Origin of the sequence: Bacillus sp. FSL P4-0334 (assembly GCF_038004825.1) — a bacterium.
In the GTDB taxonomy this organism is placed as follows: Bacteria; Bacillota; Bacilli; order Bacillales; family Bacillaceae; genus Bacillus; species Bacillus velezensis.
In genome coordinates this window covers 537,088-563,890 of sequence record NZ_JBBORX010000001.1, presented here as the reverse complement: position 1 = coordinate 563,890, position 26,803 = coordinate 537,088, and the positions used below count along the sequence as shown (strand labels likewise).

Here is a 26,803-nt window from a genome sequence, read left to right as displayed (position 1 = left end):
TTTATCATAACACATTAATGGACGAGGCTCATTGCCAGCTGGTTACAGTTTACAGCGCGGTTGAAAAAGAAATTGATTCATAATATACTTCCAAATGTACAGATTGGTTGCCACATATGCCTTCTATACATACTATTGTCGATGAAGGAGATGTCAAGAGAATGCTTGATACTCAGCAAATTAAAGAAATTATTCCCCATCGCTATCCGTTTCTTCTGGTAGACAGAATTACGGAAGTCGAAGAAGGAAAACGGGCGGCGGGATATAAAAATGTGACGGCGAATGAAGATTTTTTCAACGGCCATTTTCCTGAATACCCTGTTATGCCGGGCGTATTAATCGTAGAGGCTTTGGCGCAGGTCGGAGCGGTTGCGATGCTGATTAAAGAAGAAAACCGGGGCAGACTCGCATTTTTTGCGGGGATTGATAACTGCCGTTTCAAAAAGCAGGTAAAACCGGGTGACAAGCTGGAGCTTGAGGTTGATATTACCCGCGCGCGCGGTACGATCGGACGCGGCAAAGGCGTTGCCAAAGTTGACGGCGAGCTCGTGTGTGAAGCTGAATTAACCTTTGCGCTCGGAGAATAAAAGCAAACAAATGGGCTTATAAAAAGCCCATTTTGTATAGAAAGGGGTGAATGTGATGTGGTCAGAATTTAAAAGCTTTGCGATGCGGGGCAATATCATGGATCTGGCTATCGGTGTCGTCATCGGCGGCGCTTTCGGCAAAATCGTGACGTCGCTCGTTGAAGACATCATCATGCCGCTGGTCGGCCTGCTTCTTGGCGGTCTTGACTTTTCAGGGCTGGCCGTGACATTCGGCGATGCTCATATCAAGTACGGAAGCTTCATTCAAACGATTGTGAACTTCTTTATTATTTCATTTTCTATTTTTATCGTGATCCGCACAATAGGCAAGCTGAGACGTAAAAAAGAAGCAGAAGAAGAGGCTGAAGAAGCCAAGGAAACAGATCAGCAGACAGAACTGCTGACTGAAATCAGAGATCTGCTGAAACAGCGGGCTCCTCACAATGACTAGGGCACAAAAAAAGGCTGGATGATTAACGTCCGGCCTTTTTCATATGATTATAATTTTTGTTTAAACGCTTCAATCAGCCGGCTGCCCGAGTAGCCTTCTTTCACGAGCGACTCCAGAATGCTTTCTGATCCGGGGTGGTTTCTAGACACCATTTGACCGTAAATTAAAACTTGTATACTTCTTTCCAGCTCGACGATATTTTTGATGCTTCCCGTCAGCTGGGCGGGGCGGTTGCTTTTTTTCGTAATCGTTACAAACACCTTCGCTTCTTTCTGGCTTTTCATCAGCATGTCAAAAAAAGACAAGTGTTCGGCCGGGACCAGTGCTTCAATTAACCAATGATTTTCTCCGTCCTCTTTATTGATAATCAATCCGTCTAAAAGGGGAAACTGCTCAATTGGCTGATCGTCTTTATCTAAACGTTCCACATTCAGATCAACCAGTTTAAAGGTTTTCATCTCTTATTTTCACCCCTGTTGTCCATGTTTTTCGTTCATTTATTATAACACATATCATTTTTCCCGGGAAAATGCTGTAAGACATGCTTCATCATTTTTGTAGGCGGTCAACATTTAATCATTTCTATTTTTTCATTATAATGTAAAAGAATATGGTCATGGAGAGATGCTTATGAATCAATTGCGCCTGAAGGAAATCTATATAGAAGACGGTTCAAGGCGAAAAGACGATCATTCCTACTTGGTATGCAAAAAGGAAGATTGTGAGGTGCATCTTAACAGAAGGGGAAATGTCGTCTTTTTATATGAAACAAAAGACCGCATGGAACAGTATAAAATTCAGCTTTCACTGACTGATAAAAAGCTGAGTTTTTACTGGTTCGCATGGGATGGCGGAAAGTTTGTCCGCATGTTTGAGAAAGACTGGCTCAAAACGAAACTTTTCTCGCGGCTGCTCAAAAATACATATTACATAAGCGGTCAAAAACAAAAGTTTTTTTTATCAGAAAGAAAAACGAAAACATAAGAGCAGCCTGAACGAATAACGGCTTTTTCCGCTTTTTGCTTTCACGAGCCCTTGTACTACAATGAAGCCAGCCTCGAAAAAGAGAGGAGGATACGGCTTGTTTAACCACGTTATGCTTGTCGGCCGGCTGACGAAAGACCCGGAGCTCCGTTTTACATCAGCGGGCATTCCCGTCGCGCATATTACGTTGGCGGTAAACCGCAATTTTAAAAGCGCGTCGGGTGAAACCGGAACCGACTTCGTCAACTGCACCATCTGGAGAAAAAACGCTGAAAATACGGCATTGTACTGCCAAAAAGGGTCAATGGTCGGTGTAAGCGGCAGAATCCAGACGAGAAGCTATGAAAAGACAGACGGCGTAAAAGTTTATGTGACCGAGGTCATGGCTGATACCGTTCGGTTTATGGATCAAAAACGGAAAGAGCCGCTGGCTGAATAGCATTCTTTTTTCCTCGATTTCCCGCCTTTCAGCGGGCCCCGCAATACCTCCTTCCCACTCGCCAGTCGAAAGACTGGTTTTTTTGTGAGGGAGCTAAAAAATGGTTAAAAAGAAGTGATTTCGCTTATGAATGCTTAAAAACATTGAATATATTGGGATAAAAACTTATAATTACTTACAGATAAGTGACGAAAAAGGGAATGAGGACGTGTATCAAGAAGAAAGACTGATTGCGATAATGGAATATTTGAAACAGCATCGGCGAATCACCGCTGAACAGATATGTTCGCTGCTTCATATTTCAAGAGATACCGCAAGAAGGGACCTTGTAAAGCTGAAAGAGCGCGGGGCCATTATCAGAACACGGGGCGGCGCGATTCTGCCGTCGGTGAATCAGGAGGTTCCTGGCTATTCGGGCCGGCTGAAAACTGTTTCTGAAGAGAAAAACAAAATCGGCAAGCTGGCCGCATCCCTGATCCATAAAGGAGACCGGATCATCCTGGACACTTCGACAACCGTGCAGGCCTGCGCGGAGCATTTAAATGTCACCGGCTGCACTGTTATTACAAATTCGATCAATCAGGCCGATATCCTTTCCGCAAAAGAGGGAATTGATATTCACCTGCTCGGCGGAAAGCTCCAGAAGGAACATCGGTTTTTATACGGGGCTTCCGTTGTAGAAAAACTGGGGGATTATCACGCCGATAAGGTGCTGATCGGCGTTGTCGGCATCTCGGAAAACGGCCTGACGATTCCGCATGAAGAAGACGGCATGGTAAAGCGTAAAATGATCCGACAGGCTGAACAGGTGATTGCGCTGAGCGATCACTCCAAGCTTGGCCGTACGAGTTTTTACCAGTATGCAGACCTGCACGAGGTTGACCTGCTGATTACCGATCAGCTGCCTGATCAGGATTTTTGCGATCTGCTCGACCGGCACGGCGTAGAATTGCTTGTAACTGAATCTGAAGAAGAGGATGAGGACATGTGAAACTGATTGCCATAGATCTGGACGGCACACTGCTGAACAGCAGTCATCAAGTAAGCGATGAAAATGAGCGGGCTTTAAGGGAAGCCCGGCAAGCGGGAATTGAAATCGTGGTTTCCACGGGACGCGCGCATTTTGACGTGCACTCCATATTCGAACCGCTCGGCATAAAAACGTGGGTCATCAGCGCAAACGGAGCCGCCATTTATGCTCCTGACGGCAGCCTGTACCACTGTGATGCGATTGAAGAAACAAGAGCCCGCGGCATTTTGTCCTGGCTTGAAGAGAATCAATATTACTATGAGGTGTTTACAAACAAAGCCATCTATACGCCTGAAACCGGCAGGCAGCTGCTCGATATCGAAATGGACCGGGTGAAAAGCGCCAATCCGGAAACCGATCTTTCCGTTTTGGAACAGGCGGCTTCAGTGCAGTACAGCCAGTCCGGCTTTGCTTACATTCATTCATACCGTGAGCTCTTTGAGAAAGAAGAGCATCTGGATTTTTATAATATTCTCGGATTTTCGTTTGATGAGCGGAAGCTGAAAGCGGGCTGGGACCGATTCAGCGGTCATAAAGATCTCACCCTTGTCAGCTCTGCCGATCACAACTTTGAACTGGCGTCTCGAAACGCCTCTAAAGGGCAGGCGCTCAAACGGCTGGCGCAAAAGCTCGGCATTCCGATGGCTGAAACCGCCGCGGTCGGTGACAGCTTAAATGACTATTCAATGCTTCAGGCGGCCGGAAAAGGCATAGCGATGGGGAATGCGAGAGAAGATATTAAAGAGATCGCTGATGCCGTTACATTGACAAATGATCAAAACGGCGTTGCGCATATGATCAGGAATTTACTGTGAAAGGTATGGCGATACTGTTCATGACTGGCGTGACGCATTCATGGCAAATGCGGCGTAACAGTAAGGACGACATAAAAGACCGGCTCTTCTGAGAGAGCCGGCCTTTTTGCGTTTAATGTGATTGCGCCGATGCGCTGAGGGTGAATAGCTCTTCAAGCTCAGCGGATGACAGCTCGGTAATCCAATTTTCACTTTGGATAATCTGATCGTTCAGCGTTTGTTTCGTTTCAAGCATGGCATCAATTTTTTCTTCAATCGTTCCCGTCGTAATGAGTTTGTGAACGTGGACGAACCGTTCCTGGCCGATTCGGTAGGCGCGGTCGGTTGCCTGGTTTTCCACCGCCGGATTCCACCATCTGTCATAGTGAATGACATGATTGGCAGCCGTCAGGTTCAGGCCGGTTCCGCCCGCTTTCAGTGACAAAATCAGCGTCGGGTATTCTTTCTTCTGGAACCGTTCGACGAGAGAATCGCGTTCCTGCTTGGACAGGCTTCCGTTTAAAAACTGAACCGGTTCTCCGAATGTTTTTTCCAGGAGGCGCTTCATCATATTGCCCATCTGAATGTATTGGGTGAAAATGAGGCAGCTTTCCCCTTGTCCGCGGATCACCGCCATTAAATCAAGCAGCTTTTCCAGTTTGACGGATCTCCCGTTTAACAGCTCTGTCTGTTCTTCCTTCAAATAGAGCGCAGGATGGTCGCATATTTGCTTCAAGCGGCCGAGCATGCTCAGAATCAGCGCTTTCCGCTGCATCCCGGTCAGAGAAGCCATATGTTCAAATGTATCTTTGACAAGCTGTTCATAAAGGGATGCCTGTTCGGCTGAGAGCGGGATAAACTCTTTTTGTTCCAGCTTGTCAGGAAGATTAAGCGCCACTTCTTCATCCCGTTTTGTCCGGCGCAGTAAAAACGGCCGGATTAACTGCTGAAGCTGGTTGATTCTTTTTTCGTCACGGTCTTTTTCAATCGGCAGCACATAGCGTTTATGAAAGCCGGTCAGACTGCCGAGATAGCCTTTGTTCATAAAATCAAAGATCGACCAAAGCTCTGTCAGGCGGTTTTCCATCGGTGTTCCGCTCAGCGCGATATGATGGACGCCTTTCAGCTTTCTGATCGCGCGGGACTGCTTCGTATGCGCGTTTTTAATATTTTGCGCTTCATCAAGGCAGATGGTGCTCCATGTCACGGAAGAAAGCTCTTCCTGATCGGCGTGCGACAGGCCGTAAGAAGTAAGAACGACATCCGCGTCCTGATAGGCCGGGACAAATGCTTCCCCCTTCGGCCGGCGGGGGCCGTAATGAAGCACGGCCTTCAGCTGCGGCGCGAAGGTCTGGAGCTCACGCTGCCAGTTGCCGAGCACCGATGTCGGCGCAATGATTAAGGCAGGCGCTTTTTGCCGGCCGCTTTCCTTCACATGGAGAAAATAAGCGATCATCTGAATCGTCTTTCCAAGTCCCATGTCATCTGCGAGACAGGCGCCGAAGCCGTTTTCCCGTAAAAACAGAAGCCAGTTCATGCCGTACATCTGATAAGGGCGGAGCTGGCCCTGAAACGCGGCGCTGACTTCATGCTCCGGCAGATCCCGGGCATCCGTCAGTTTGCGGATCAGGCTTCTGAGCTGCTTTGATAATTCGATCTTGATCCCGGCAAATGCCGATGAGTCAATGATGTCCGTGTCCTCGGCACCGTTTTCCCCGTGATCCATCAGTTCGCGCGCCAGCACGTCGGACATGTGGAGGCCCTCAGATTCCGCTTTTTCCATCAGTTTTTTCATTTGTTTAATGAATTGAGGATCAATTTTCACCCATTGGCCGCGGATGTTGACGAGACGTCTGTTGTTTGCGACAAGCTCATTGAATTCATCCTCTGTCAGCTCAATTCCGTTTGTGGCGAATCTCCAGTTGAAATCAAGCAGAGCGTTCATGCCGACGAAGGACTCGCCCCGCGGCGAGGATGACACTTTCGCCTTGAGCATCATATTGCTGTCCCGGACAATCTGCCACCATGATGGGAGAAGAATCTCCACACCCATATCGACAAGCGTCTCACTCGCTTCCGATAAGAAGATCCAAGCCTCTTCTTCAGAAATCAGCGTCGTTCCTGAATCAAACGAAAGCCAGGGAACCGTTCTGCGGAAGCGGTCCTGTTCGCGCGCGATTTTTCCGCTGTATGCCTGCCACGCTTTTTTCAGTCCCTTCAGTCCGTCAAAAAAGGTGATGGAGCCGGTTTTTTTCTCACGTAAAAACATTTCGATTTTCCAGTCGTCACCGTCGAAATCAGGCTCGTTTAATCGGAGCCCGACGGTAAACGGCGTCAGATCGTCATGCCAGCCGATTCCCTCCAGAAAATCATCTTCATCCAAAAAGGAGCCTTTAAACGTTCGAACGGCCGGCGAGCGGGTTTCGATCCGCCGCCATTTTTCCAGCAGGTCATCATTGTACTGAATGTAGTCCTGGACCGCGGCTGAGAACCAGTCTGCCGTAAAGCCTTCCAGCAAAAGCTCGCGGTCTTTGAAGCGCAGGACGCCATTTTGCCAAGCCTCATAATCCGGAAGAAAATCGCCGTCGGCAATAAATTCGTATATCGTCGAAGCCGCTTCGATTAACGGTTCCGTTTCCTTTGTCAGCTGCACGGTGCTGAATGAATTGAACGAGTTTTTTCCGAGCAGCTCGACGGTCATCCACGGGCTGAGCAGAACGGCCGGGGTGCCGATGAAGCTGACGTCTTCAAGAAACGTTCCGTAAAAGGTTGACTCATGCCATTGGAACAAATGAGTCTTCATCTGACTGAGAGTAAGCGGCTGCTCCTTCTCATTATGGCTTGACAGCGTAAATGTCCAATCTTCCATTTGTTCTACATGAATGAAAATTTCCTTAAGACTCGCCATCAATCAACTTTCCTTTCTGCAATTCTTCTTGAAGGGCGCGCAGCCTCTTGTAGCTTGCGCTCAGCCGGCTGATATACCGCTCCCATACCTGCTGTTTCTTTGCCTTTTTATAAAGCGTCCGCAGTTTTTTCAGATGGCGCGCAGCCTCTTTATAGGCGCTGCGGTTTTTTTGGTCGATAAAAAAGGCCGCCGCCCGGTGATAGGAGGGGATGAGCGCTTCCGGATCACTGGCGGCAATTTCCTTTAGGATGTCCTTTTCGATTTCCCAGACGGAAAAACCGACGAGGCTGTGAATCTCCACCCACTCCGCGTACCGCCGTTTTTCGTACAGGTACTGGCTGTATTCGGTAAAGGTATAGGGAAGGCAGCCGGAAGCAAACCGTTCAAACAGCTGATCATCCCGTGAGTGCCGCGCATAATCCGCCAATAGCGCAAACAGCTCTCCGATGATGTCGCGCATTTCTTTAAACGGCTTATCAAGCTTCGTATAGTTCACGGCAAGCGGTTCGATCCGGCCATACCAAGCTTTCAGCCGTTTCCAGTCTTTTTTCGCGGTGAGTTCACCGAGCCATTGAAAGGTATACGGCAGCGCTTCAGGAGGGAAGCGGGACATATCTTGGAAGACCGCTTCATCATTTTTTTGCAAAAAGGCCAGATGAAGCCGTCCGAACCGCACTTCCGGCGAAAAACGGCGCCCGCTTTCCTGTTCGAGAATCTCCTGTTCACGCGCAACCCATTTCGGCCGGTTCAAAAGCGCGCTCCACATCTCACCGAATACCCGGAGGCGTTCGTATTGAAAAAGCTCTTCTTTCACAAGCAGTCTGCGGAGCACCGGGGGCGTCCGGTCTAAAAAGGGATCGAGTGAAAAAGACAAAGCGTACGTTTTCAGTCTGTCAATGGAGGAATAAATCGTATCCATCAGCTGTTCCACGTATGGATTGATGCTGTAATAATCTTTTTCGGCATCCAATCTGCCTGACTCAATCAAAGTGAACATGTGAAGCCAGACGGCAAGCGCCGAATGAATCTGATATAAGCTTTTAAGCTCGGGTTTTTTCGGGGCGTGTTTTTTGAGCGCTGACAGATAGCCGTAATAAAGGCCCTGCATCGTCTGGCTTCCGGCCGGCGTCCGCGCCTCCCACAGCGAGAATTCCGAATCAAAAAAAGCGAGCCAGCTTGACAGCGACTCTTCATTCGGCAGCACTTTTTCCTGAAACTGCCGGCGGACAAGCTCCCTGCTTTCCTCAAGCTTTTCTCTTTCCAGCCAATGTTCGGTAAAGGTACCGACCCGCTCGAATTGGGCATATACGTAAAGAAAAACGGCCAGCACGTGGCGGCAGATCGCCTCAGACGGGCATGCGCAGCCGCTTTTCACCATGAAAAATAAGTTCAGCGTGACCCTTACAGGCACAACATCCTGCACATATGCGGAAATCTCTGTCGGGGTTTGAACCTGTATACGATAGACGGAATCCTGCCGATATAAAATGAGTGCTTTCTTCATCAGCTGAACATTGTCTTCATTGTAAGGAAGAAGTTCTTTAAGCTGTTCAGCCGCTGCGAGCACATCTTCTTTAGCAATCATATCCTGAAGCATGATTATCGCTCCTAACGAGTCACAAAATAAAAAGATTCCAATTCCTCTATTATATCGCAACACATGGCCCGGAAAAAGTTTTTCCTAAAAAAGGACATAAAAACCCGAATGTGTCGAATGATGTATTAGAGATTGCAAAACAGCACCCGACAGCATATAATAATCTTGTTTTCAATTTAATGGAAGCCGAAAGGAAACGAATGATGAAGAAAACGAAGTTAGATCAAGAGGAGTTTCTGAAGATTTTAATGCATGCGCACGACATTGGTGAGCAGTCCTCTGAGATGACCACAAAAGAAATGCTTGAGAATTTGATTTCTTATATTAAAAATGGATATGCAACATAAAATCCCGCAGGCTCTTGGCCGCGGGATTTTTTAATCTTCCTGTGACACCAGTATTTAAAGCGCTTACAAAAATAAAACAGATTGAAGTGATTGTCTATTTTTGTCGAATTTTGTCATTTGAAAAGGTTAGAAATGACAGTTTAAAACTGTATAATCGTAATTGGAAAAGATCATTGGAGGGAATGGGAATACGCGGAAAGTGATATGGAGGTTATATGGGAGAATCTACAAGCATAAAGGAAATATTCGCAATACTGAGAAAGCGTCTGCTGTTTATACTTATTATTACCGCGGCGGCATCTGCCGCAGGCGGACTCATCAGTTTCTTCGCTCTTACGCCGGTCTATGAAAACTCAACTCAAATTTTGGTCAGCCAATCCAAAAACAATCAAAAAGAAGTCCAATTCAATGACGTTCAAACCAACCTCCAATTAATCAACACGTATAATGTCATCATCAAAAGCCCGGTCATCCTTGACGAAGTGATTAAACAGCTGCATCTGTCCATGACTTCGAAAGAGCTGGAATCGAAAATTACGGTATCCAGCGAGCAGGATTCACAAGTCGTGACGATTGCCGTGAGGGATACGGATGCTAAGCGGGCGGCCGTTATGGCAAATGCGGTTGCAGCCGTTTTTCAGGACAAGATCACTGCCATTATGAACGTGGATAATGTCAGCATCCTTTCAAAGGCCGAAGCGGCGGACAGCCAGTCACCGGCAGAGCCTAACCGTAAGCTGAACATCGCGATTGCGTTTGCCGCCGGACTTTTGGGCGGAATCGGTCTCGCCTTTTTGCTGGAACATCTGGATAATACGATCAAATCGGAAGAACAGCTGGAATCGCTGCTCGGCATCCCGATCCTGGGAACGGTTACTTCAATCAGTACTAAAGACAGCGTTGCCAAAAACTTGAGGATGGCGGAAACCAAACAAGCGGGGGGCGGACATGTTGACGCGTAAAAAAGACAAACCCGGAAAACGAAGCGTGATTGCGATGTCTGAGCCGAAATCCATCAACTCAGAACAATATCGCACGATCCGCACAAACATTGAATTTTCTTCCGTTGATACGGAGGTGAAGTCCCTTTTGATCACATCCGCCGGTCCGGAAGAAGGAAAATCGACAACCGCGGCCAACCTTGCCGTCGTATTTGCACAGCAGGGGAAAAAAGTGCTTTTAATTGATGCGGATCTGCGCAAACCGACGGTTCATTTCACCTTCAAATTGGATAACGGAACCGGATTAACGTCACTGCTGTTAAAACAGATGCCGTTTCAGAAAGCCGTCCTGCCGGCTGATGAAGCAAACCTGGATATTTTAACGAGCGGGCCGATCCCGCCCAATCCGGCGGAGCTTTTATCGACGGGTGCCATGAAAGATCTTCTGTCAGAAGCCGCCGAAGTTTATGATAAGGTGATTTTGGATACGCCTCCCGTTTTGGCCGTAGCCGATACGAAAATATTAGGCAGCTACACTGACGGGGCCATTATGGTGATCTCAAGCGGGAAAACGGACAAGGAAAAAGCGGCCAAGGCGAAAGAAGCGCTCGATTACTGCCCGTGCAAGCTCCTTGGGGCCGTGATGAACGGGAAGAAACAAACGAAACACTCGGACTACGCCTATTACGGACAATAATGTCATAATGGGCGCGGTCCATTCTTTTTAAGGAGGGATTGAAATATGATAGATATCCATTGTCACATCCTTCCTTCCATAGACGACGGCGCGGCGGATGATACAGAAAGCCTGAAGATGGCGAGAGAAGCGGTCAGACAGGGGATTGATACGATCATCGCGACGCCGCATCATGTGAAATACCGCTATGACACGGACCGGCATACGGTCAACGAAGCGGTCAGCCTGTTAAACAAACGTTTGAACAAGGAAGGCATTCCGCTGACTGTTCTGCCCGGCCAGGAAATCAGAACAGACGGAGATCTGCTGGCAGGTCTTCAAAGCGGCTCGCTTGTCCCGCTCCATAATACAAAGTATGTGCTGGCGGAATTTCCGGCGGATCATGTCCCGGCCTACGCTGAAAGGCTGTTTTATGAACTGCAGCTGAACGGATATGTCCCCGTCATCGCCCATCCGGAGCGGAACAGGGAAATTCGCGAAAACCCTTCCGTCCTATACAGTCTTGTGAAGAAAGGCGCGGTCGCCCAAGTGACGGCCGGCTGCATTGCCGGAGCATTCGGGCGGAAAGCGAAATCCTTTTCGCTGCAGCTGATTGAAGCGAATTTGATCCACTTTCTCGCATCTGACGCCCATAATCTCGGACCGAGAAATTTTTATTATCAGGAGGCGCTCGGCGTTCTGAAAAAAGAAGCAGGGGCGGAGCTGATTTACATGCTCACGGAAAATGCGGCGCTTCTCGCTGAAAACAAAGCCGTTTATAAGGAACCTCCGCTGCCTGTGGCCCGCCGTAAGCGCTGGGGTCTTTTTTAATCGTCGTCTCCATCCCGTTTAAATGAAGCGTAAGCGGCTGTTTTGCAAGATGATTCTTTTATGCTTATGCTATTATCAGCGGCCGGCGCCGTTTTTTCCTATCATGACCTCAGGCTTCCGGCATTCAGCCGGTGCCGGGATCATATGATAATAACGGTAAGCTGCCCAGCAGCAATTTCTAAACGGTTGGGGGAACACGATGAAAATAACAGTGATCGGAACAGGCTACGTCGGTCTTGTGACAGGAGTGTCTCTTTCAGAAATCGGCCATGACGTAACATGCATAGATATTGATGAACGTAAGGTTGAGCAGATGAGAAAGGGATTGTCCCCTATCTTTGAACCGGGCCTTGAAGATATGATGAAACGAAATATCGGCCGGCATCGGCTGGCATTTGAAACGAGCTACGAAAAAGGGCTTGCGGAAGCGGACGTTATTTTTATAGCGGTCGGAACACCGCAAAAAGAAGACGGGCACGCAAACCTTACTTATATTGAAAATGTCGCCGAACGGATTGCCGAACATATTTGTAAAGATGCGATCGTCGTGACAAAAAGCACGGTTCCCGTGGGAACGAATGACAGGATCAGCGAAGTTATTCATTCACGGCTGAAAGCGGACGTGAACATTTCAATCGCCTCGAACCCGGAATTTCTCCGTGAAGGTTCGGCAATTCACGATACCTTTCACGGAGACCGCATCGTGATCGGGGCTGAAGACCGGCAGACGCGGGAAACGCTTGACCGGGTTTTCGCGCCGCTTGCGATTCCGGTATATCATACGGACATCAGAAGCGCTGAGATGATCAAATATGCGTCAAACGCATTTTTAGCGGCGAAAATCAGTTTTATTAATGAAATTTCTCATATATGTGAAAAAGTCGGTGCGGATGTGGAATCAGTCGCACACGGAATGGGATTGGATAAACGGATCGGCAATCAATTCTTAAGAGCCGGCATCGGTTACGGCGGTTCCTGTTTTCCGAAGGATACAAACGCCCTCGTGCAGATCGCGGGACATGTGGAGCATGATTTTGAATTGCTGAAGTCCGTCATTAAAGTCAACAATAACCAGCAGTCCATGCTGGTTGATAAAGTGCTGAACAGGCTCGGTGGTGTGACGGGGAAGACCATCGCGTTATTAGGGCTGTCTTTTAAGCCGAATACAGATGATATGCGGGACGCGCCGTCCATTGTCATTGCGGATCGTCTGGCGGCTCTTGACGCCCGGATGACAGCGTACGATCCGATCGCTTCATTCCGGGCTTCCGGACTGCTTCCGGCTGCGGTTTCCTATCGGGAGTCCATAGAAGAAGCCGTAAGGGGAGCGGATGCCGTCCTGATTCTGACAGATTGGGAACAAATTAAACACTTCCCGCTTGAAGCGTACAAAGAGCTGATGGAAACCCCGGTTATTTTCGACGGGAGAAACTGCCACTCGCTTGAGGAAGCGGAACAGGCGGGCGTGGAATATATCTCAATCGGAAGAAGAGCCGTCGTGCCTCAGACTGATTCTGTCACTTGAAAGGCCGGCGGACCGCGCCGGCCTTTTATCATACAATCTTTAGAGACGAAGGAGATATTTATCGTGGAAAAAACATGGAAATTGCCGAAGCAAATGGAATCATCCCGCGGTCTGCTGGAAACGTCAGCACGGCCTTTTATCAAACTGCACGTCAAAAAAGCTGAAACGGGACGGTATGACAGTAAAATTGCAGGAGACCCCTATTTTCCGAAACATGAACCATATCCTAAAGATGAAAGCGGCAGGCCGATGAAGCTTCTCGCTCAAATCAATTTTGCGGATATGCCCAGACTTCCTGATTTTCCGGACACCGGCATTCTTCAGTTTTACATATCGGTCAGTGATGACGTATACGGTCTGAATTTTGACGACGGGTGCGCGCAAACGGGTTTCTGCGTCAAATATTTTGAACATGTGACAGCAGAAGAAGCGGAGCTCATGGATGATTTTTCTTTCGTTCAGGTTGAAGAGGAGTACGATTTTCCGATTCAATCCGAAGCGCTGATCACCCCTGAGCTGTCTGCTGAATGGGTGCTCCCGTCTGATTTTCAATTCGGGCAGTATGCCGGGATGGATGCCTTTGACTATTTCGAGCAGTTTGACGATGAGGTGTATGACGAATATACGGCGAACGCATTCGGCCATAAAATCGGCGGCTATGCGTCCTTCACCCAGGAAGATCCGCGGTCTTACTCCCATCAAAACCATACGATTCTGCTTTTGCAAATTGATTCAGATGATGACATTGATTCGATGTGGGGAGATGTGGGAATCGCCAATTTCTTTATCAGACCGGAAGATTTGAAGAAAAAAGATTTCTCAAACGTTTTGTACAACTGGGACTGCAGTTAACGACAGTATGATGATCATGATACAAGGCAAAGGAGACGGTTAATCACTGTCTCCTTTTTTTTAGGGAATTTATCATGGATACATAGAGGAGATCGATGAATGGATATGCCGTTTATGTGAGTCTTTTGGCGTTAATGATGAGCATCTCGGCTGTTGAAAATAAGCCATTTAACCTATTTAAGCTGCTTTCTGTCTATTTTAAAATATAATATATGGAAATATAGTATGGAAAAGTCTGTGCTTTTTGTACGACTTTTTGCGTAAGACGAGGTGAAAACAGATGAGCCATTCAAGCACATTAAGCCATATTAACAGCACGATCAGCCATAAACTGGGCGAGGTTGAACACCAAATTGATAAATTAAAAGAAGCGAAAAGAGAGATAGAATCTCTGCAGGAAGAGGGCGTATCTGAAATCAGGGACATCCTCAGGCCGCACCTGGACCATCATTGGACCGGCACTTTTGCTGAAGAATTTGATGACCGGCGCGATCAGGCCCATACAGAAGCATACAGAATCGTCACAGACAAATACGACGGTTATATTTACCGAATCGGCTTAAAGATGACACAGCTTGAAATTGAAAAAGGAGGGCTCCTTGCCGCCAGAAGCATCGCGAGAGAGGCAGAGCACCTGCTGACGCTGGGAGAAGAAGCCCTTGACACGGTCGGAGAAAAAATACAATCAATCAAAAGAAGCTGGAGTTGGTTTTAATGGCAGAAATAAAACTCAAATACGGAACCGTCATGAAGCAGCTTGAATCCGTCAGCAGCGCTTTGGAGGCTGTTTCGATCGGGAACGCCGGTTCAAACGGAAAAAACAAGCTCGACTATACCTCCAAGTACCAATCCCGCGAGGCAAAGCTTGTATCGATGATCAGCGAATACAAGCAGGCCGTTCATAAGAATATCGCGGACGTTAAAGACAACGTAGATTCATTGAAAGAACAGGACGAGGCGATCGCCGTAAAATAACGAAAGAAAGGACTTGCCGATGAGCAAAGTGTTTGAATCACAATCGTTAACGGACGAAGCAGATAAGAGAAAGAAACAATACGAAGCCCTTGAAGAGCAGCTGCGTGCGCTCAAACAAGCCTTTCAAGGCGTGGCCGATCTGGGTGATGCTTTGAAAGGGAAAGGCGCAGACAATATAAAAGATTTTTTTCAGGGACAAGCGGAAATCGCCGACAGCTGGCTGACGCTTGTCTCTGCTCAAATTGCGTTTTTAAATGGCATTTCAGGTGACATTAAAGATCAAGAACTCAGCGATACATATGTGGAGACTTCATTTTTGGAGCATGAGCTGCCCAACGCGGATTTGAAAGCTTCAGAGATTGTCTCCGCTCATAAAGCAGAAATCGATTCAATTTTGTCAGGCATCAGCGATATTATTCATCTCGACACATATACGCTGGATGATTACGCTGATAAAATGGGCGATGCCCAGAAAACCAGACGTGACACAATCACGGCAGTCGATACGCTTGATGAATCCCTGACTGCTGAATATCAAAACTTAGAATCTCTGGACAACGCAGTGCTCAGCAAATATTCTGTTCTCATGCAGGCCACCAGCAACGGGAAAAGCGCATCCCCTATGTACTATGACAAAAAAGCCTTCCACAGCAATGAAATCTACAAAAGCGTCACGGCGACAGAAAAACAGGGAACGGACTATATTGACGCAAAAGCCCAGCAGGCCGAAGCAAGACGGCTTCAGGAAAAGGCTGAAGAAGAAGCCAATAAACCATGGTACGAAAAAACATGGGACGGAATCTGCAACTTTACCGGCGAAGTCACCGGCTATTATGATTATAAAAGAGCAGCCGAAGGCGTTGATCCGGTGACCGGAGAAAAGCTCTCCACCGCAGAACGCGTCACAGCAGGAGCGATGGCCGCCGCCGGATTCATACCGGTCGTCGGCTGGGCGGGCCGCGCTTTCAAAGGGGGAAAAGCCATTTACAAAACCGGGAAAACCGTCATTGCCGCAGAACATGCTTTAGATGCCTATAAAACCGGAAAATCCTTAGACATTCTCAAAATGACAGAAATGGGCACATACGGCCTTGTCGCCTCAAACGGATTCACCGAAGCCGTCACAGGCCGGGATATGTTCGGAAACAAAGTGTCCGAGGAGAAGCGGAAGCAAGGGGCGCTGGAAGCTACGCTGAGTTTGGTTGGAGCCGGTGCATTGGCGAAGCATGTAAACAAAGGCATACCGCTTGCAAAATCGCCACAAGCATCAAAAGTTGAAAAAGGGAAAAAGATTCTAGACCAAGTAAAAGAATTCAAAGTACCGACGAATGTAAAAATTCGTGTCCACAAGACTGTCACACCGGATGGCGCAACTTTCCCAATCATTCATGCTGATGTGAAAACGACTGCTGTGAAAGATCTTGGGATTGTGAAGATGGCGGGTAGTGGCAGCGGGAATAGTAAGAAACTTTTCGGTCAAAATGGAACTCAAATTGCAAGTAAGACAACATGGCAAAATGGGAAGACAGAAAGAATAGACATTGAAAACCCAAATCCAGGACAAAGAGAAGGTCAAATTCACTATCACGAGCCAAATAATAAAAAATGGTATTTTGATGTAGAAACAAAAAAGTTTTATGACCAAAAAACAGGTGAAGATGCACCTAGCAAAATTCAAAAAGTACTTAAAGACAAGAGTGTTCAGAAAGCTATAAATAAGGGATTGAAATTTTTAGGTGAAGATCCTGTATTTTAGTATAGGAGTGAAGATTATATATGGAATATACAAATAAAAATATGAAAAGACTAAAAGAACGACTTGAAGATCGGAGTAATGCAAATAAAGTTGACCTATCTAAATTAAAGGATATTATTTCACCTAATATAGTTAAAGTAGACGATTGCTATATTCTAGATCTAGAGTATGAGTTAACTGATAATACAACGATAAATTGGAATAGAATTTTGAAAATGTACGGGGATAAAACGGGGTATGAAGCATCGTGTAATGAGCTCCGCATAAACGATTATTTAGACTGCAGTGATTTGTCTGATGAAGAGATTTCACTTTATGCGTTTCAGGTAGTAGACGGTTGGGAACAATATTTAAAAGAAAAATTTCCTGAGCATAAATTTGTTGTAATTATAAGTATTGATGAAGGTTTTGCGACACTTAGATTTCATAAATATAGAGAAGAGGAAAGCGGTTGGCTAAAGGCCGACATTGAAGAGTACGGAAACGAAGCTATCCTTGTAAAAGAAATTAACTTTAGTAATAAAATTTAACTAAAAAAGCAAGTAGTTATATTGGGACTGACCCCTGTTTTTGAGACAGGGATCAAAACACCTTCATACAGCCAATTGCCGATATTGTATCGGCGATTGGCTGTTTAGTTTCGTTTGAATACGAATATTGTTATAATAATGAATGTATTCTATGGCAGTGCGTTCTACGATGGCCGTCGTAGTTCGATCAATGTTAAGATAGAACGTTTCAGACTTTAGTGAGGAATGAAACGATTCGATGGAGGCATTATCAGCGGGCGTCCCTTTGCGGGACATGCTCATGGTAATGCCTTTTGTTTTAACAGCTTTCTGATACTCATAAGATGTATAAACAGAACCTTGGTCACTATGTAACACACAGTTCTCTGGCAGTGCGGGCAGCTGATCAAGTGTGTGTAAGACAAAGTCTGTGTCCTGTCTATCGCCAATCGTAAAAGCAATCACTTCTCCATTGTATAAATCCAATATACTGGAAAGGTACAATTGTTTCTGCCCATAAGGCAAATATGTGATATCCGTTACTAGCTTTTCCAGAGGGCGATCATACTGAAAGTTTCGATCTAATATATTCTCGGCCACGGCATATGGCTGCCCATTCTTCTTGCGCTTTTTCACCTTAACCCGGCATTGCCACTGATTCTTCTGCATAATGCGCTGAACCGTTTTATGATTCATGCTGATGTGAAAACCAAAGCTGTGAAAGATCTTGGGATTGTGAAGATGGCTGGTAGTGGTAAAGGTATTAAGGGTATTGTTAAACCTGTTTCAAATATGAATGAGTTTTTTGATATGGAATTTGGAAAAAATAAGTAATTCCTTATCAAAATCAAAAGTAAAGTACGATGGACAATCAATTTATAAGGTGGAAAAGAAAACTGATAACCAATATCTGAAAAAGGGTTATGGAGTTTATCTTGACGCATTACACAAAGACCATTTAGAAGTAATAGATAAGACGGGAAATGTGAAATACGTATTGAATTTAGATGGTACTTTAAACCCTGACAAGACTAAGAAAGCACTTGGACGAGTAGTTAAGGGTTGGAAATAATAGTGGAGGAATTTATATGGATAAAAAGTTAGAAGGAATATTGGACATACTAGATAAACTTAATTCAAGTATTAATATTGTAAATAAAGAAGATTTAGATGAACAGTACGAGAACCTTGAGGATTTTAGGGTGTTAACTAGAGATTTAGATATTATACTAAACAATTTTGGTTCATTGGATAAGAACGATGGTGATGAAATAGAGAAAATGTTATTTGAACTTCATAGAATTCTAACGACGTTTGAATGGCATTTCTCAGAAATCAGTGATTTAAACACAACAATTTTAAAAGTTTATAAAGACAAAATCAATAACCTCTAGTAATGAAAAGCCTTAAAAGATTTTTATTTTCTTTTAAGGCTTTTTTAGTGGGGGTGAGTGCCGAATAAACTGTTTTCTATTTAGAGAGTAGAGGTGATCCTTATAAGCCTTATATGATGTTTTACCAAATTATAGAGTGCGTACAAATAACTTTAAAATGTATACCCTATCGTATGAATCAAGGATTAATCAAACACCTGCACAGATCAATCCAAAGATTGAATTTGAAGGAATTAGGGGAGAATCTTTAAGTACGCTTAAACCTCCACCAGACCCTAAATTGAAAAGCATATTAGATGAGGCTGGTATAAAAGGTATTCAATATAAAAATGGAGTTCCTGATTTTTCACCAATAGCAAAAGCACAAGTTGAAATCAACTATATGCTTGGAGGAAAAGGAACTTATGGGGGGAAAGTCAGACGAGCTAATTTTGTTCAATCAGATCAAAAATTAGCTGACCAAATTAATGGATCACCTGAGTTAGCAAGTCAATTTGGGATGGAATCTGGTAAAATTAGTGCAAGAGATATAAAAAAATATCGAGAAAAAAATAAATTAACATGGCATGAATTAAATGATGTTAAAACAATGCAACTTGTGCCAACAAAAATAAATAGTGAATTCGGACACCTTGGTGGTGTAGGAGAAATAAACGCAGGAGCTTTTAAACCTGGAGGGTTTGCTAATAAACAAAAAGGGGAGATATAAAATGGCTATAAACGATCCAATTTTTGGTGAACTTGAATATGAGTATGGTTGGGTTAAGGGTACCATTATTCGTTTTTTTGGAAAAGAATCTGAGATCTCTTTGATGATAGATGGTGAAGAAGATGGGGAGTTTGATGAAGAACAGTATATGGCATATCAAGCATTAATGCAGAATTGGGAGGATTTACAGCCAAAATTATTGCAATCAATATTAGACTATTACAAACAGAAGGACATGAACTGGGTTATGATATTGAATTAAATGAAAATTATCCATTAATTGAAACACCTGATCAAATACTAGAAATGATAACTTTAGATGGAATTGTTGTTCCATATGCGGATATTTTTGAAGGACGAGATATTGGAATGACATTTAACTGTTCATGGGATACAGAAAATGGATTAGGGCTTCGTCTATTAAATGAAAAAATAATTGAAGTAGGTTATCAGGATGTTGCAATTTAAAATAGGCTGCTAAAAGTAAAAACTCATTGATGGTTGTAACATCATGGAGTACTGTGTGCAATGATAGAATAGAAAACGAAGTACGAGCTTAGGCGAGATCACTTTTTACTGGGTGATGAAGATAAACACATGGAATGTATATGAAACTAACGAACTCGTACAAACTCGTAAGTTTTAACGTAGTAGTTGTCACGACATATAAATGGTGTCATACTGTTACCAAAAACTTATAAATTTAATGGTACTTAAAAATGGGATAGTTAGAAGAATTAATTGACCTTGATTGGCTAGTGAAGCCTTTCAAGGTTTTTTACGAATGAATTGTTATTTTCTGTTTAAAATGACTTAAATGTCTGTTGGGCTATGAACCCCGTCACAGGAGAAAAACTCTCCCACTCAAAGGAGGTAAATAATTGTGAAATATGATTTTGTTAAAACTTACAAAGAAAATACATTTTATCCAGTAAGTGAGAATGAAATTTTAGAAGTAGAAAATAAGTTAGGATTAAGGTTACCTTATGATTTGAGACAGTTTCTTCTTGAGGTTGGATACGGCTTTCTGAAAAAATCAGAATATAATATTAATCGCATTCTTGGACCCGCTTCAATTAGAGATGCAAGATTAAAAGTTAATGACTTTGAGTTTTATCCAGATATAGAAGTTTATGAGGAACTTGAAGAAGATAAATTGATTTTTTTTGAAGCGAATGAAAGTGCTTTATTGTTAATTGCATTAGGCAATGAACAAAACAATTCAATATATTACGATGATATAAAAATTGCAGATTCATTAGAAGAGTTTTTAATAGAACTTATGAAAAATGATAAATATTATCTTGATTTAATTGAGGATTAGACTTATAAGAGGGAATGGTTAGAAAAATTAATTAAACTTGATGGCTGCTGAAGCCTTTCAAGGTTTTTTCATAGGTGAATTGTTGTTTTCTGTTTTGTAAATTCTGAATAATTTATTTGGCTTTAGGCTGCGTTCCGGTTACCGGAGAGTTGGTAACCCTACGGTTGTACTTAGGAAAGGTGTATAAAGTAATGAAATACGGACATTATCATAATCAGGTAAAAGAAGTTATTAATTTTTCCAAAACCTTTAAAGCAGTTGCATCACATGATATCTCTTATTTTACTAAAATTATTAATGATGAAGAAAAAGCTAAGTACTATGCTTACGAAGATGTAATTGGTGAAGATGAATATGCGTGGAAAGATATAAAAGAAAACGAGATGAGTGAGGTATGGGGAAAATTTTATGAATTAAACGATGATCAAAAACCACAAAACCTAGACATGCTTCTGAAAATTTTTTCGGAAAATGTCAGAAGTGCTACGACTGAATTTAATACTTTTCTTGAAGAGATCGTAGCAGATCTAAATAATTGTGCAATAAATAGAGCAGTAAACGGGAAAACAGACAATTTTTGAAAAACTTTTCAAAATTTATAAAGCGGGCTATTTTCCATGTGGCTGGGATGGAGATTATCCTTATGGAAGTTTTATTGCGTTGTATATCGAAATGAAGAACTTGAACTGAAAAGACGATTTTAGAAATGAAAATGAGGAAAACCAATGAAATGAAAATACATCAAATTCACGATTTTGATCTAAATGATGAATCGGATTTTATTCGAACACAACAATCCCTAATACATAAAATCAACCTATCCCCCGTCATCCATCCAGACTCCGTCAACACATGCGCAGGCGTCGACCTCGCTTATTGGGAGCAGGACGGGGAACCGTACGGCGTATGCAGTATCATCGTGATTGACGCTGATACAAAAGAAGTGATTGAAAAAGTGCACAGCATGGGGAAAATCAGCGTGCCGTATGTGTCCGGTTTTCTTGCGTTTCGCGAGCTGCCGCTGATCATTGAAGCGGCCGAAAAGCTGGAGGCGGAGCCGGATGTGTTTTTGTTTGATGGCAACGGGTATCTGCACTACAATCATATGGGCGTTGCCACCCATGCGGCTTTTTTTCTGGGTAAGCCTACAATTGGGATTGCGAAAACCTATCTCAAAATCAAAGGATGCGATTTTGAGATGCCCGAAAATGAAGTCGGCGCCTACACCGATATTCTCATTGACGGCGAGGTATATGGCCGGGCGCTTCGGACACGGCGGGACGTGAAGCCTATCTTCTTGTCTTGCGGACATAACATTGATTTAGAAATCAGCTATCAGATCACAATGAAAATGATCAATCGAGACAGCAGGCTGCCGATCCCTGTCCGTCTGGCTGACCTTGAAACGCATGTTTTGCGAACGTTTTATCGGAAAAATCACGTGTAACACTTGCAGTCCGGGAGGCTGCAAATGTTTTTTATTGATCAGGCCATCTGGGAGGATGACAGGAACCACATGTAAGAAGCATAGACGAAGAAACAGTTATCTATATCGAACAACATATCGGGACTGAAACAAAAAGCACCTATCCAGGTGCTTTTCTTTATAAATGAGGAACCACAAGACCTCCATACAAAAACGCCGCGATAATCAGGAAGGCCGGATGCATCTTGAATTTTGTCAAGGCAAGGAGGGAAATCCCCGCAATCACTATCGCTTGAACCCAGCCGATCGCTTTGATGCCGTCTGCGCCGATTTGCCAGGTAAGAATGAGCATCATGACGGCGATGACAGGCTGGACGGACAGCGTCATACCTTTGATGACGGGAGATTGGCGGAAGCGCTGAATGATGCGCAAGAGGACGATCAATGCGAGCGCCGACGGTACGACGGTGGCGATCAGCGCAATCAGGAACCCGGGCCACCCGCCTGCGCTGTAGCCGACATACGCCGCGATTTTGGTGGCGATCGGGCCTGGCAATGCGTTCGCAAGTGCGAGCATATTTGAGAATTGATCGTTTGAGAGCCAGCTGTATCTGTTGACGACTTCTTCAAACATCAGCGGGATCGACGCCGGTCCGCCTCCATATCCGAGTACGTTTGCGACAAAAAACGCCATAAATACATAAATCATGATCATGAGGCCGACATTCCTTTATCTTTTGAACGTTTATTTGTGATTTTATCTTTCAATTTAAAATGAAACGCGCCGTACGCTAAGAAAATGATAATGACAAAGCCGGGATTGATCTGCAGCGTTTGCAGGCCGATAAAAGCGATGATAAAAAATAGGATGCCCGTGACCCAGCCGAAACCTTTAAGCGCTTTTTGGCCAAACTCGTACGCCATAATGCCGAGCATGACGGCGATTACCGGTGTTACGGCGCCAATCATGCCGGCAACAATTGCTGAGTGGCTTAAGACATTGACAGCCGCAAACAAGCCTACCATAGCAAGGCATGTAGGCAGAATGTGGGCGAGGGTTGCCAAGATTGCGCCTAACGTGCCTTTCAGCTTAAAGCCCAGATACGCGGCCATTTTTGTGGCAATCGGTCCGGGAAGCGCATTTGCGATCGCTAATATTTCTCCGAATTCATCATCATCTATCCATTTGTATTTATTGACGGCTTCATGGCGGATGAGCGGGATCACCGACGGGCCGCCCCCGAATCCGAGAATGCCCGTTCGGACCATCGCCGCCGTAATGTCCCAATAGGGATGTCTCATGGCTATGTCCTCCTTACAGCTTCATGCCCGTTCTGCTTTTATACCGTTTAATCAGCATTTGGCAGTCGACGCTGACGACGCCTTTTTGCGTATAGAGCCGTTTTGTCAAAAACTCTTCCATCTCCTGATCATTTGCGAAAATGCCGTGCATATGCAGCTTGCTCGGTCCGGTCATATGATAAAGGCTTGTCACGGCCGGTTCCTTTTCAAGCTTTAATGCGGTTTCCTCCAAATACTGCGGCTCCACCTCCACATTAAAAAACACGGACACATGACGGCCGATTTTCGCCGGGTTGATGACAGCGGTGAATTTTTCAATCACACCGGCATCCAGTAAATGCTGAATGCGGTGCTGAACCGCCACTCGCGACAGGTTAACCCGCTTTCCTACGTCTGTATAGGAAATCCTCCCTTCCTCGTGCAAAATCGAAAGAATCTGTTTATCCGTTTCATCAAGGACAAGATTCGGAATGCTGTATTCATGTTCCAACCCGCTTCACCTTCCTTCATTTGGTAGACATTATTGTATCATGAAACATTACGGTATGAAGGCAGAAATTTTTTATTGTTTTCGATACGTAATGACTTAGAATTATTTCTTATCGAAAAGTAAATAGTGTGTGAGATTTTCTTTCAGGAATGTGGATGGCCGCGAAGCCGCTTTTTATAATTGAGAAAATTTGTAAAGGGGCTTGCCATGAATACTTCAACCATCGGAACGAAACAAATGGTCGTCAGTCCGCATTATCTCGCTTCTCAGGCGGGGGCCGGCATTCTGGAAAAGGGCGGAAACGCGTTTGACGCGGCAGTGGCGGTCAGCGCCTGTCTGGCAGTCGTGTATCCGCATATGACGGGCCTTGGCGGGGATTCATTTTGGCTCACTTACCATAAAGAAACGGGACGAATCAAAGCTTATAACGGGAGCGGCCGTTCAGGGAAGCATGTGACGAGAGACTTGTATCGGGGCAGAGAAGCGATCCCTCTGCGCGGGACAGAAAGCGCCATTACCGTTCCAGGAATGGCGGACAGCTGGGATGCCGTGCTTTCGGCGTACGGGCGTCATTCGCTCGCTGAGGTGCTGAAGCCAGCTCTTGATTATGCGGCAAACGGATTTCCGGTGTCCGCCGACCAATGCGCCCACACAGAACGCAATCTCGCTCTTTTAGCCTCGATGCCTTACACCTCGGCCATTTTTACGAGAAACAAAAAAGCGCCCATGCCCGGTGAACGGTTTGTCCAAAAGGATCTGGCGGCCAGCTTGGAGCAGCTTGCCGAGAAAGGCAGAAGCGCTTTTTATGAAGGAGACCTCGCTCAACGCATCACATCCTTTCTGCAAAACAACGGCAGCCGTCTGACACTTGATGACTTTAAAGCCCACCGCGGCGAGTGGACGAACCCGGTATCCTCCGATTACCGCGGGTGCAAAATCTATCAGGCTCCGCCGAATTCACAGGGTTTTACAGGCTTAATGACGCTCAATATATTGGAAAACTATGATTTTTCTCAGATCGAACACGGTTCCTTTGACTATTATCATCTGCTCATCGAGGCGCTGAAGAAGAGTTTTCTGCACCGGAATGAAGTGTTGACTGATCCGGCATTTTCTCATATTCCGCTGGATCGGCTGCTTGATAAACGGTATGCAAAGCAGCTTGCGGAAGAAATCGGTAACGTGGCTGCGCCGGCGGTAAGCCGGCCGGTCGGAAGCGACACAGCTTATGCCGCCGTCAGAGATGCGGAAGGAAATGCCGTTTCCTTTATTCAGAGCCTCTATTTCGAGTTCGGATCTGCCGTTACAGCGGGAGAGACGGGCATTCTGCTGCAAAACCGCGGGTCATTTTTTTCGCTGGACGAATCCCATGTCAATACACTTGAACCCGGCAAGCGGACGTTCCACACCCTCATGCCGGCGATGGCCTGTAAAGAAGGAAAGCCTCACATCCTGTACGGAACCCAGGGAGGAGAAGGCCAGCCGCAAACTCAGACAGCGATGATTACGCGCATCATTGATTACAAAATGGACCCCCAGCAGGCAATCAATGAGCCGCGCTGGGTCTGGGGACGGACATGGGGAGAGGAGTATGAAGGGCTGAGGGTTGAAAGCAGAATCAGCCCTGAAACGAGAGAAGCCCTAAGGCAGAGCGGCCACCGCGTCGAGACCGTTGGTGATTTTGACGGGCTTATGGGCCATGCGGCAGCGATCGTCATTGATGAAGAAGGCTTTCTCCAAGGAGGGGCCGACCCGCGCGGCGACGGAGCGGCCACAGGAGTATAGAGCTACGCTGACTGATGAAAAAAATAAGCACGCCAAGCGCGGCAGAAAGACCCGCGTAAAACGAATCGTACACATATTGCTTTTCCTCCCGCCGGTGCCGCCATTCCATTAAGCCGCTGCAGCAAAATAGAAACAACTCCCGCAAATACGTACATTTCATTGAAAAAAGTCACCGCTGCGATGCCCGTAATAAGCAGTGTGATTTCGATTAATCGATATTGAGAACTTTGACGGCAAATACTTGAAACATAAGGCTCAGCAAAATAAATACGGCTGAAAAAATCAGTAACTGAATGAAATCCATCGTATGCCTCCTAAAAATGTGTCACTCGTTTCATACGGGTGAGGGCCTTGTAAGTTTCGGCATTCTATAAGACATTAGGCTGAGTTACATGGTAAAAGACTCAAAAAAGACCCCTTACGAAAGGGGTCTTTTTGACTAGTTTCTTCTATTATAATGGTCCCTGCTTCAGGTCGGGCGGACAAGCGTATATGTCTTCCCGAGTCTGGCGTATTCATTCCCCGCGAGCCTTGCCGCAGGCTTCAGCTCATCTGTCCGTATGTAGCCTTTATCGGCGTCATATACTTGGTCATTCAAATGAAAACAAACGACTCTGCCGATGATGAGGTCTGTCGTCGTTTCTCCGCTGTCATTTTGGAACGGAAGATGGCGTTCGAGTATACATTCAAACCTCACTTTTGCTTCTTTTATACCGGGAACGCTGATGCAAGCGCTGTCTGTCACAGAAAGGTCTGTCATGCCAAGTTCACTGACATCAGGATCAAGCCTTGCCGCCGTTTTGTTAATGTCTTCAATAATGGACTCATCACTGACGTGCACCACGAATTCCCGATGAGCGATTGCGTTTCTCGCGGTGTCTTTCTGCCGACCGTCCGCGCGGCTGACTGAGATGGCCAGAAGCGGCGGTTCTGCGGAGACAACGTTATAGAAACTGAAGGGCGCCGCGTTTACGGCGCCGTTGATGGATGACCGCGTAGTGACAAATGCGATCGGCCGGGGAACAACTGTGCCCGAAAGCAATTTGTAAGTGTCTTTTGCGTTCAGTTCGTCTGCTCGTAAGATATGCATGATTTCGGCCGCCTTTCTTTATCGTATGACCTGATTATACAGAAAGAAAATTCGGAAACACAACAAAAGAAAACCGGCTGC

28 protein-coding genes and 5 pseudogenes are annotated in these 26,803 nt (G+C 45.5%); 24 read left to right on the top strand and 9 right to left on the bottom strand.

Translation table 11 applies throughout. The features are described 5' to 3' along the window. The first annotated feature begins 161 nt into the window (after positions 1-161). Together fabZ and mscL are read left to right on the top strand one after the other, a co-directional pair. A complete protein-coding gene (fabZ, locus tag NSQ37_RS02865; RefSeq protein WP_003151242.1) occupies positions 162-587 on the top strand; it encodes a 3-hydroxyacyl-ACP dehydratase FabZ in 426 nt (141 codons plus the stop codon). A gap of 55 nt (positions 588-642) precedes the next feature. Continuing rightward, positions 643-1,038, top strand: a complete 396-nt coding sequence (gene mscL, locus NSQ37_RS02860) for a large conductance mechanosensitive channel protein MscL (RefSeq protein WP_341123194.1) — start codon at positions 643-645, stop codon at positions 1,036-1,038. A gap of 47 nt (positions 1,039-1,085) precedes the next feature. On the opposite strand, the gene NSQ37_RS02855 is transcribed toward mscL, so the two are convergent. After that, entirely contained in the window at positions 1,086-1,496 is a 411-nt protein-coding gene (locus NSQ37_RS02855; protein WP_012118638.1) for a YwpF-like family protein, read from the bottom strand. 172 nt (positions 1,497-1,668) lie between these two features. On the opposite strand from NSQ37_RS02855, the gene NSQ37_RS02850 reads away from it, so the two are divergent. The 4 genes from NSQ37_RS02850 (at position 1,669) to NSQ37_RS02835 (ending at position 4,306) form a co-directional block, all read left to right on the top strand. Further along, positions 1,669-2,022 (top strand): hypothetical protein, encoded by a 354-nt coding sequence (locus tag NSQ37_RS02850; RefSeq protein ID WP_003151247.1) that lies wholly within the window; start codon positions 1,669-1,671, stop codon positions 2,020-2,022. A gap of 97 nt (positions 2,023-2,119) precedes the next feature. Continuing rightward, positions 2,120-2,461, top strand: a complete 342-nt coding sequence (locus tag NSQ37_RS02845; RefSeq protein WP_003151249.1) for a single-stranded DNA-binding protein — start codon at positions 2,120-2,122, stop codon at positions 2,459-2,461. 208 nt (positions 2,462-2,669) lie between these two features. Further along, the gene (locus NSQ37_RS02840; protein ID WP_015418394.1) at positions 2,670-3,452 is read left to right on the top strand and encodes a DeoR/GlpR family DNA-binding transcription regulator; all 783 of its coding nucleotides are present in this window, start codon (positions 2,670-2,672) and stop codon (positions 3,450-3,452) included. After that, a complete protein-coding gene (locus NSQ37_RS02835; protein WP_132105688.1) occupies positions 3,449-4,306 on the top strand; it encodes a Cof-type HAD-IIB family hydrolase in 858 nt (285 codons plus the stop codon). Before NSQ37_RS02840 ends, NSQ37_RS02835 begins: the two co-directional genes overlap by 4 nt. A gap of 112 nt (positions 4,307-4,418) precedes the next feature. On the opposite strand, the gene NSQ37_RS02830 is transcribed toward NSQ37_RS02835, so the two are convergent. Together NSQ37_RS02830 and NSQ37_RS02825 are read right to left on the bottom strand one after the other, a co-directional pair. Continuing rightward, positions 4,419-7,193, bottom strand: a complete 2,775-nt coding sequence (locus NSQ37_RS02830) for a DEAD/DEAH box helicase (RefSeq protein ID WP_341123193.1) — start codon at positions 7,191-7,193, stop codon at positions 4,419-4,421. Beyond that, positions 7,180-8,790: an SWIM zinc finger family protein gene (locus tag NSQ37_RS02825; RefSeq protein WP_085341572.1), complete on the bottom strand. Its 1,611-nt coding sequence runs from the start codon at positions 8,788-8,790 to the stop codon at positions 7,180-7,182. Before NSQ37_RS02825 ends, NSQ37_RS02830 begins: the two co-directional genes overlap by 14 nt. Positions 8,791-8,993: 203 nt before the next feature. Here NSQ37_RS02825 and NSQ37_RS02820 point away from each other — a divergent pair, with 203 nt between their 5' ends. From NSQ37_RS02820 to NSQ37_RS02775, 10 genes are all read left to right on the top strand, one after another. Then, positions 8,994-9,137, top strand: coding sequence for a hypothetical protein (locus NSQ37_RS02820; RefSeq protein ID WP_003151259.1), 144 nt, complete (start codon positions 8,994-8,996; stop codon positions 9,135-9,137). 215 nt (positions 9,138-9,352) lie between these two features. Then, complete coding sequence (locus NSQ37_RS02815; protein ID WP_007407552.1) at positions 9,353-10,099, top strand: YveK family protein; 747 nt, start codon at positions 9,353-9,355, stop codon at positions 10,097-10,099. Then, positions 10,086-10,775 carry a CpsD/CapB family tyrosine-protein kinase gene (locus tag NSQ37_RS02810; RefSeq protein WP_012118633.1) on the top strand — a complete coding sequence of 230 codons (690 nt, stop codon included), beginning with the start codon at positions 10,086-10,088 and terminating at the stop codon, positions 10,773-10,775. Before NSQ37_RS02815 ends, NSQ37_RS02810 begins: the two co-directional genes overlap by 14 nt. A 45-nt stretch (positions 10,776-10,820) precedes the next feature. Next, entirely contained in the window at positions 10,821-11,585 is a 765-nt protein-coding gene (locus tag NSQ37_RS02805; RefSeq protein ID WP_012118632.1) for a tyrosine-protein phosphatase, read from the top strand. 199 nt (positions 11,586-11,784) lie between these two features. Continuing rightward, positions 11,785-13,110: a UDP-glucose dehydrogenase family protein gene (locus NSQ37_RS02800; RefSeq protein ID WP_015240736.1), complete on the top strand. Its 1,326-nt coding sequence runs from the start codon at positions 11,785-11,787 to the stop codon at positions 13,108-13,110. 63 nt (positions 13,111-13,173) lie between these two features. Continuing rightward, complete coding sequence (locus NSQ37_RS02795) at positions 13,174-13,962, top strand: YwqG family protein (RefSeq protein ID WP_327943620.1); 789 nt, start codon at positions 13,174-13,176, stop codon at positions 13,960-13,962. Positions 13,963-14,242: 280 nt separating this feature from the next. Then, on the top strand, positions 14,243-14,677 hold the full coding sequence (locus NSQ37_RS02790) for a DUF5082 family protein (RefSeq protein WP_007407544.1): 435 nt from the start codon (positions 14,243-14,245) through the stop codon (positions 14,675-14,677). After that, on the top strand, positions 14,677-14,937 hold the full coding sequence (locus tag NSQ37_RS02785) for a YwqI/YxiC family protein (RefSeq protein WP_007407543.1): 261 nt from the start codon (positions 14,677-14,679) through the stop codon (positions 14,935-14,937). The genes NSQ37_RS02790 and NSQ37_RS02785 overlap by 1 nt, the downstream gene beginning before the upstream one ends. A gap of 19 nt (positions 14,938-14,956) precedes the next feature. Further along, positions 14,957-16,693, top strand: a complete 1,737-nt coding sequence (locus tag NSQ37_RS02780) for a ribonuclease YeeF family protein (protein ID WP_341123189.1) — start codon at positions 14,957-14,959, stop codon at positions 16,691-16,693. A gap of 20 nt (positions 16,694-16,713) precedes the next feature. After that, entirely contained in the window at positions 16,714-17,223 is a 510-nt protein-coding gene (locus NSQ37_RS02775) for a hypothetical protein (protein WP_341123188.1), read from the top strand. A gap of 63 nt (positions 17,224-17,286) precedes the next feature. Here NSQ37_RS02775 and NSQ37_RS02770 read toward each other — a convergent pair. Beyond that, positions 17,287-17,898 (bottom strand): annotated as a pseudogene (locus NSQ37_RS02770) (IS3 family transposase); the annotation flags it as partial. Between the two features lie 3 nt (positions 17,899-17,901). Between NSQ37_RS02770 and NSQ37_RS21190 the strand changes: the two are divergent. The 7 genes and pseudogenes from NSQ37_RS21190 to NSQ37_RS02735 all read left to right on the top strand — a co-directional run. Continuing rightward, positions 17,902-18,274: pseudogene (locus tag NSQ37_RS21190) on the top strand (T7SS effector LXG polymorphic toxin); the annotation flags it as partial. A 16-nt stretch (positions 18,275-18,290) separates the two neighbouring features. Further along, complete coding sequence (locus NSQ37_RS02760) at positions 18,291-18,596, top strand: hypothetical protein (protein ID WP_012118628.1); 306 nt, start codon at positions 18,291-18,293, stop codon at positions 18,594-18,596. Positions 18,597-18,753: 157 nt separating this feature from the next. Then, the gene (locus NSQ37_RS02755) at positions 18,754-19,305 is read left to right on the top strand and encodes an HNH endonuclease (protein ID WP_445661288.1); all 552 of its coding nucleotides are present in this window, start codon (positions 18,754-18,756) and stop codon (positions 19,303-19,305) included. 1 nt (position 19,306) lies between these two features. Beyond that, positions 19,307-19,773 (top strand): annotated as a pseudogene (locus NSQ37_RS02750) (DUF2004 domain-containing protein). Positions 19,774-20,188: 415 nt separating this feature from the next. Beyond that, positions 20,189-20,629: an SMI1/KNR4 family protein gene (locus NSQ37_RS02745; protein WP_341123185.1), complete on the top strand. Its 441-nt coding sequence runs from the start codon at positions 20,189-20,191 to the stop codon at positions 20,627-20,629. A 191-nt stretch (positions 20,630-20,820) separates the two neighbouring features. Continuing rightward, a pseudogene (locus NSQ37_RS02740) lies at positions 20,821-21,319 on the top strand (hypothetical protein). Positions 21,320-21,359: 40 nt separating this feature from the next. Then, positions 21,360-22,076, top strand: coding sequence for an endonuclease V (locus NSQ37_RS02735; RefSeq protein ID WP_341123183.1), 717 nt, complete (start codon positions 21,360-21,362; stop codon positions 22,074-22,076). A 157-nt stretch (positions 22,077-22,233) separates the two neighbouring features. Here NSQ37_RS02735 and chrA read toward each other — a convergent pair whose 3' ends face one another. From chrA to NSQ37_RS02720, 3 genes are read right to left on the bottom strand one after another with little or no spacing between them, the layout of a single operon-like run. Further along, on the bottom strand, positions 22,234-22,770 hold the full coding sequence (gene chrA, locus NSQ37_RS02730) for a chromate resistance efflux protein ChrA (protein WP_015418373.1): 537 nt from the start codon (positions 22,768-22,770) through the stop codon (positions 22,234-22,236). Next, positions 22,767-23,357, bottom strand: coding sequence for a chromate efflux transporter subunit ChrB (chrB, locus tag NSQ37_RS02725; protein WP_319937128.1), 591 nt, complete (start codon positions 23,355-23,357; stop codon positions 22,767-22,769). The genes chrA and chrB overlap by 4 nt, the downstream gene beginning before the upstream one ends. A 13-nt stretch (positions 23,358-23,370) precedes the next feature. Then, positions 23,371-23,847, bottom strand: coding sequence for an Lrp/AsnC family transcriptional regulator (locus NSQ37_RS02720; RefSeq protein ID WP_007407537.1), 477 nt, complete (start codon positions 23,845-23,847; stop codon positions 23,371-23,373). A gap of 207 nt (positions 23,848-24,054) precedes the next feature. Here NSQ37_RS02720 and ggt point away from each other — a divergent pair, with 207 nt between their 5' ends. Next, on the top strand, positions 24,055-25,632 hold the full coding sequence (ggt, locus tag NSQ37_RS02715) for a gamma-glutamyltransferase (protein WP_341123181.1): 1,578 nt from the start codon (positions 24,055-24,057) through the stop codon (positions 25,630-25,632). Between the two features lie 10 nt (positions 25,633-25,642). Here the strand turns inward: ggt and NSQ37_RS02710 are convergent. Both NSQ37_RS02710 and NSQ37_RS02705 read right to left on the bottom strand, forming a co-directional pair. Then, positions 25,643-25,936, bottom strand: a pseudogene (locus tag NSQ37_RS02710) (hypothetical protein); the annotation flags it as partial. 165 nt (positions 25,937-26,101) lie between these two features. Continuing rightward, positions 26,102-26,722, bottom strand: coding sequence for a flavin reductase family protein (locus NSQ37_RS02705; RefSeq protein ID WP_014419051.1), 621 nt, complete (start codon positions 26,720-26,722; stop codon positions 26,102-26,104). Between the last annotated feature and the right edge of the window lie 81 nt (positions 26,723-26,803).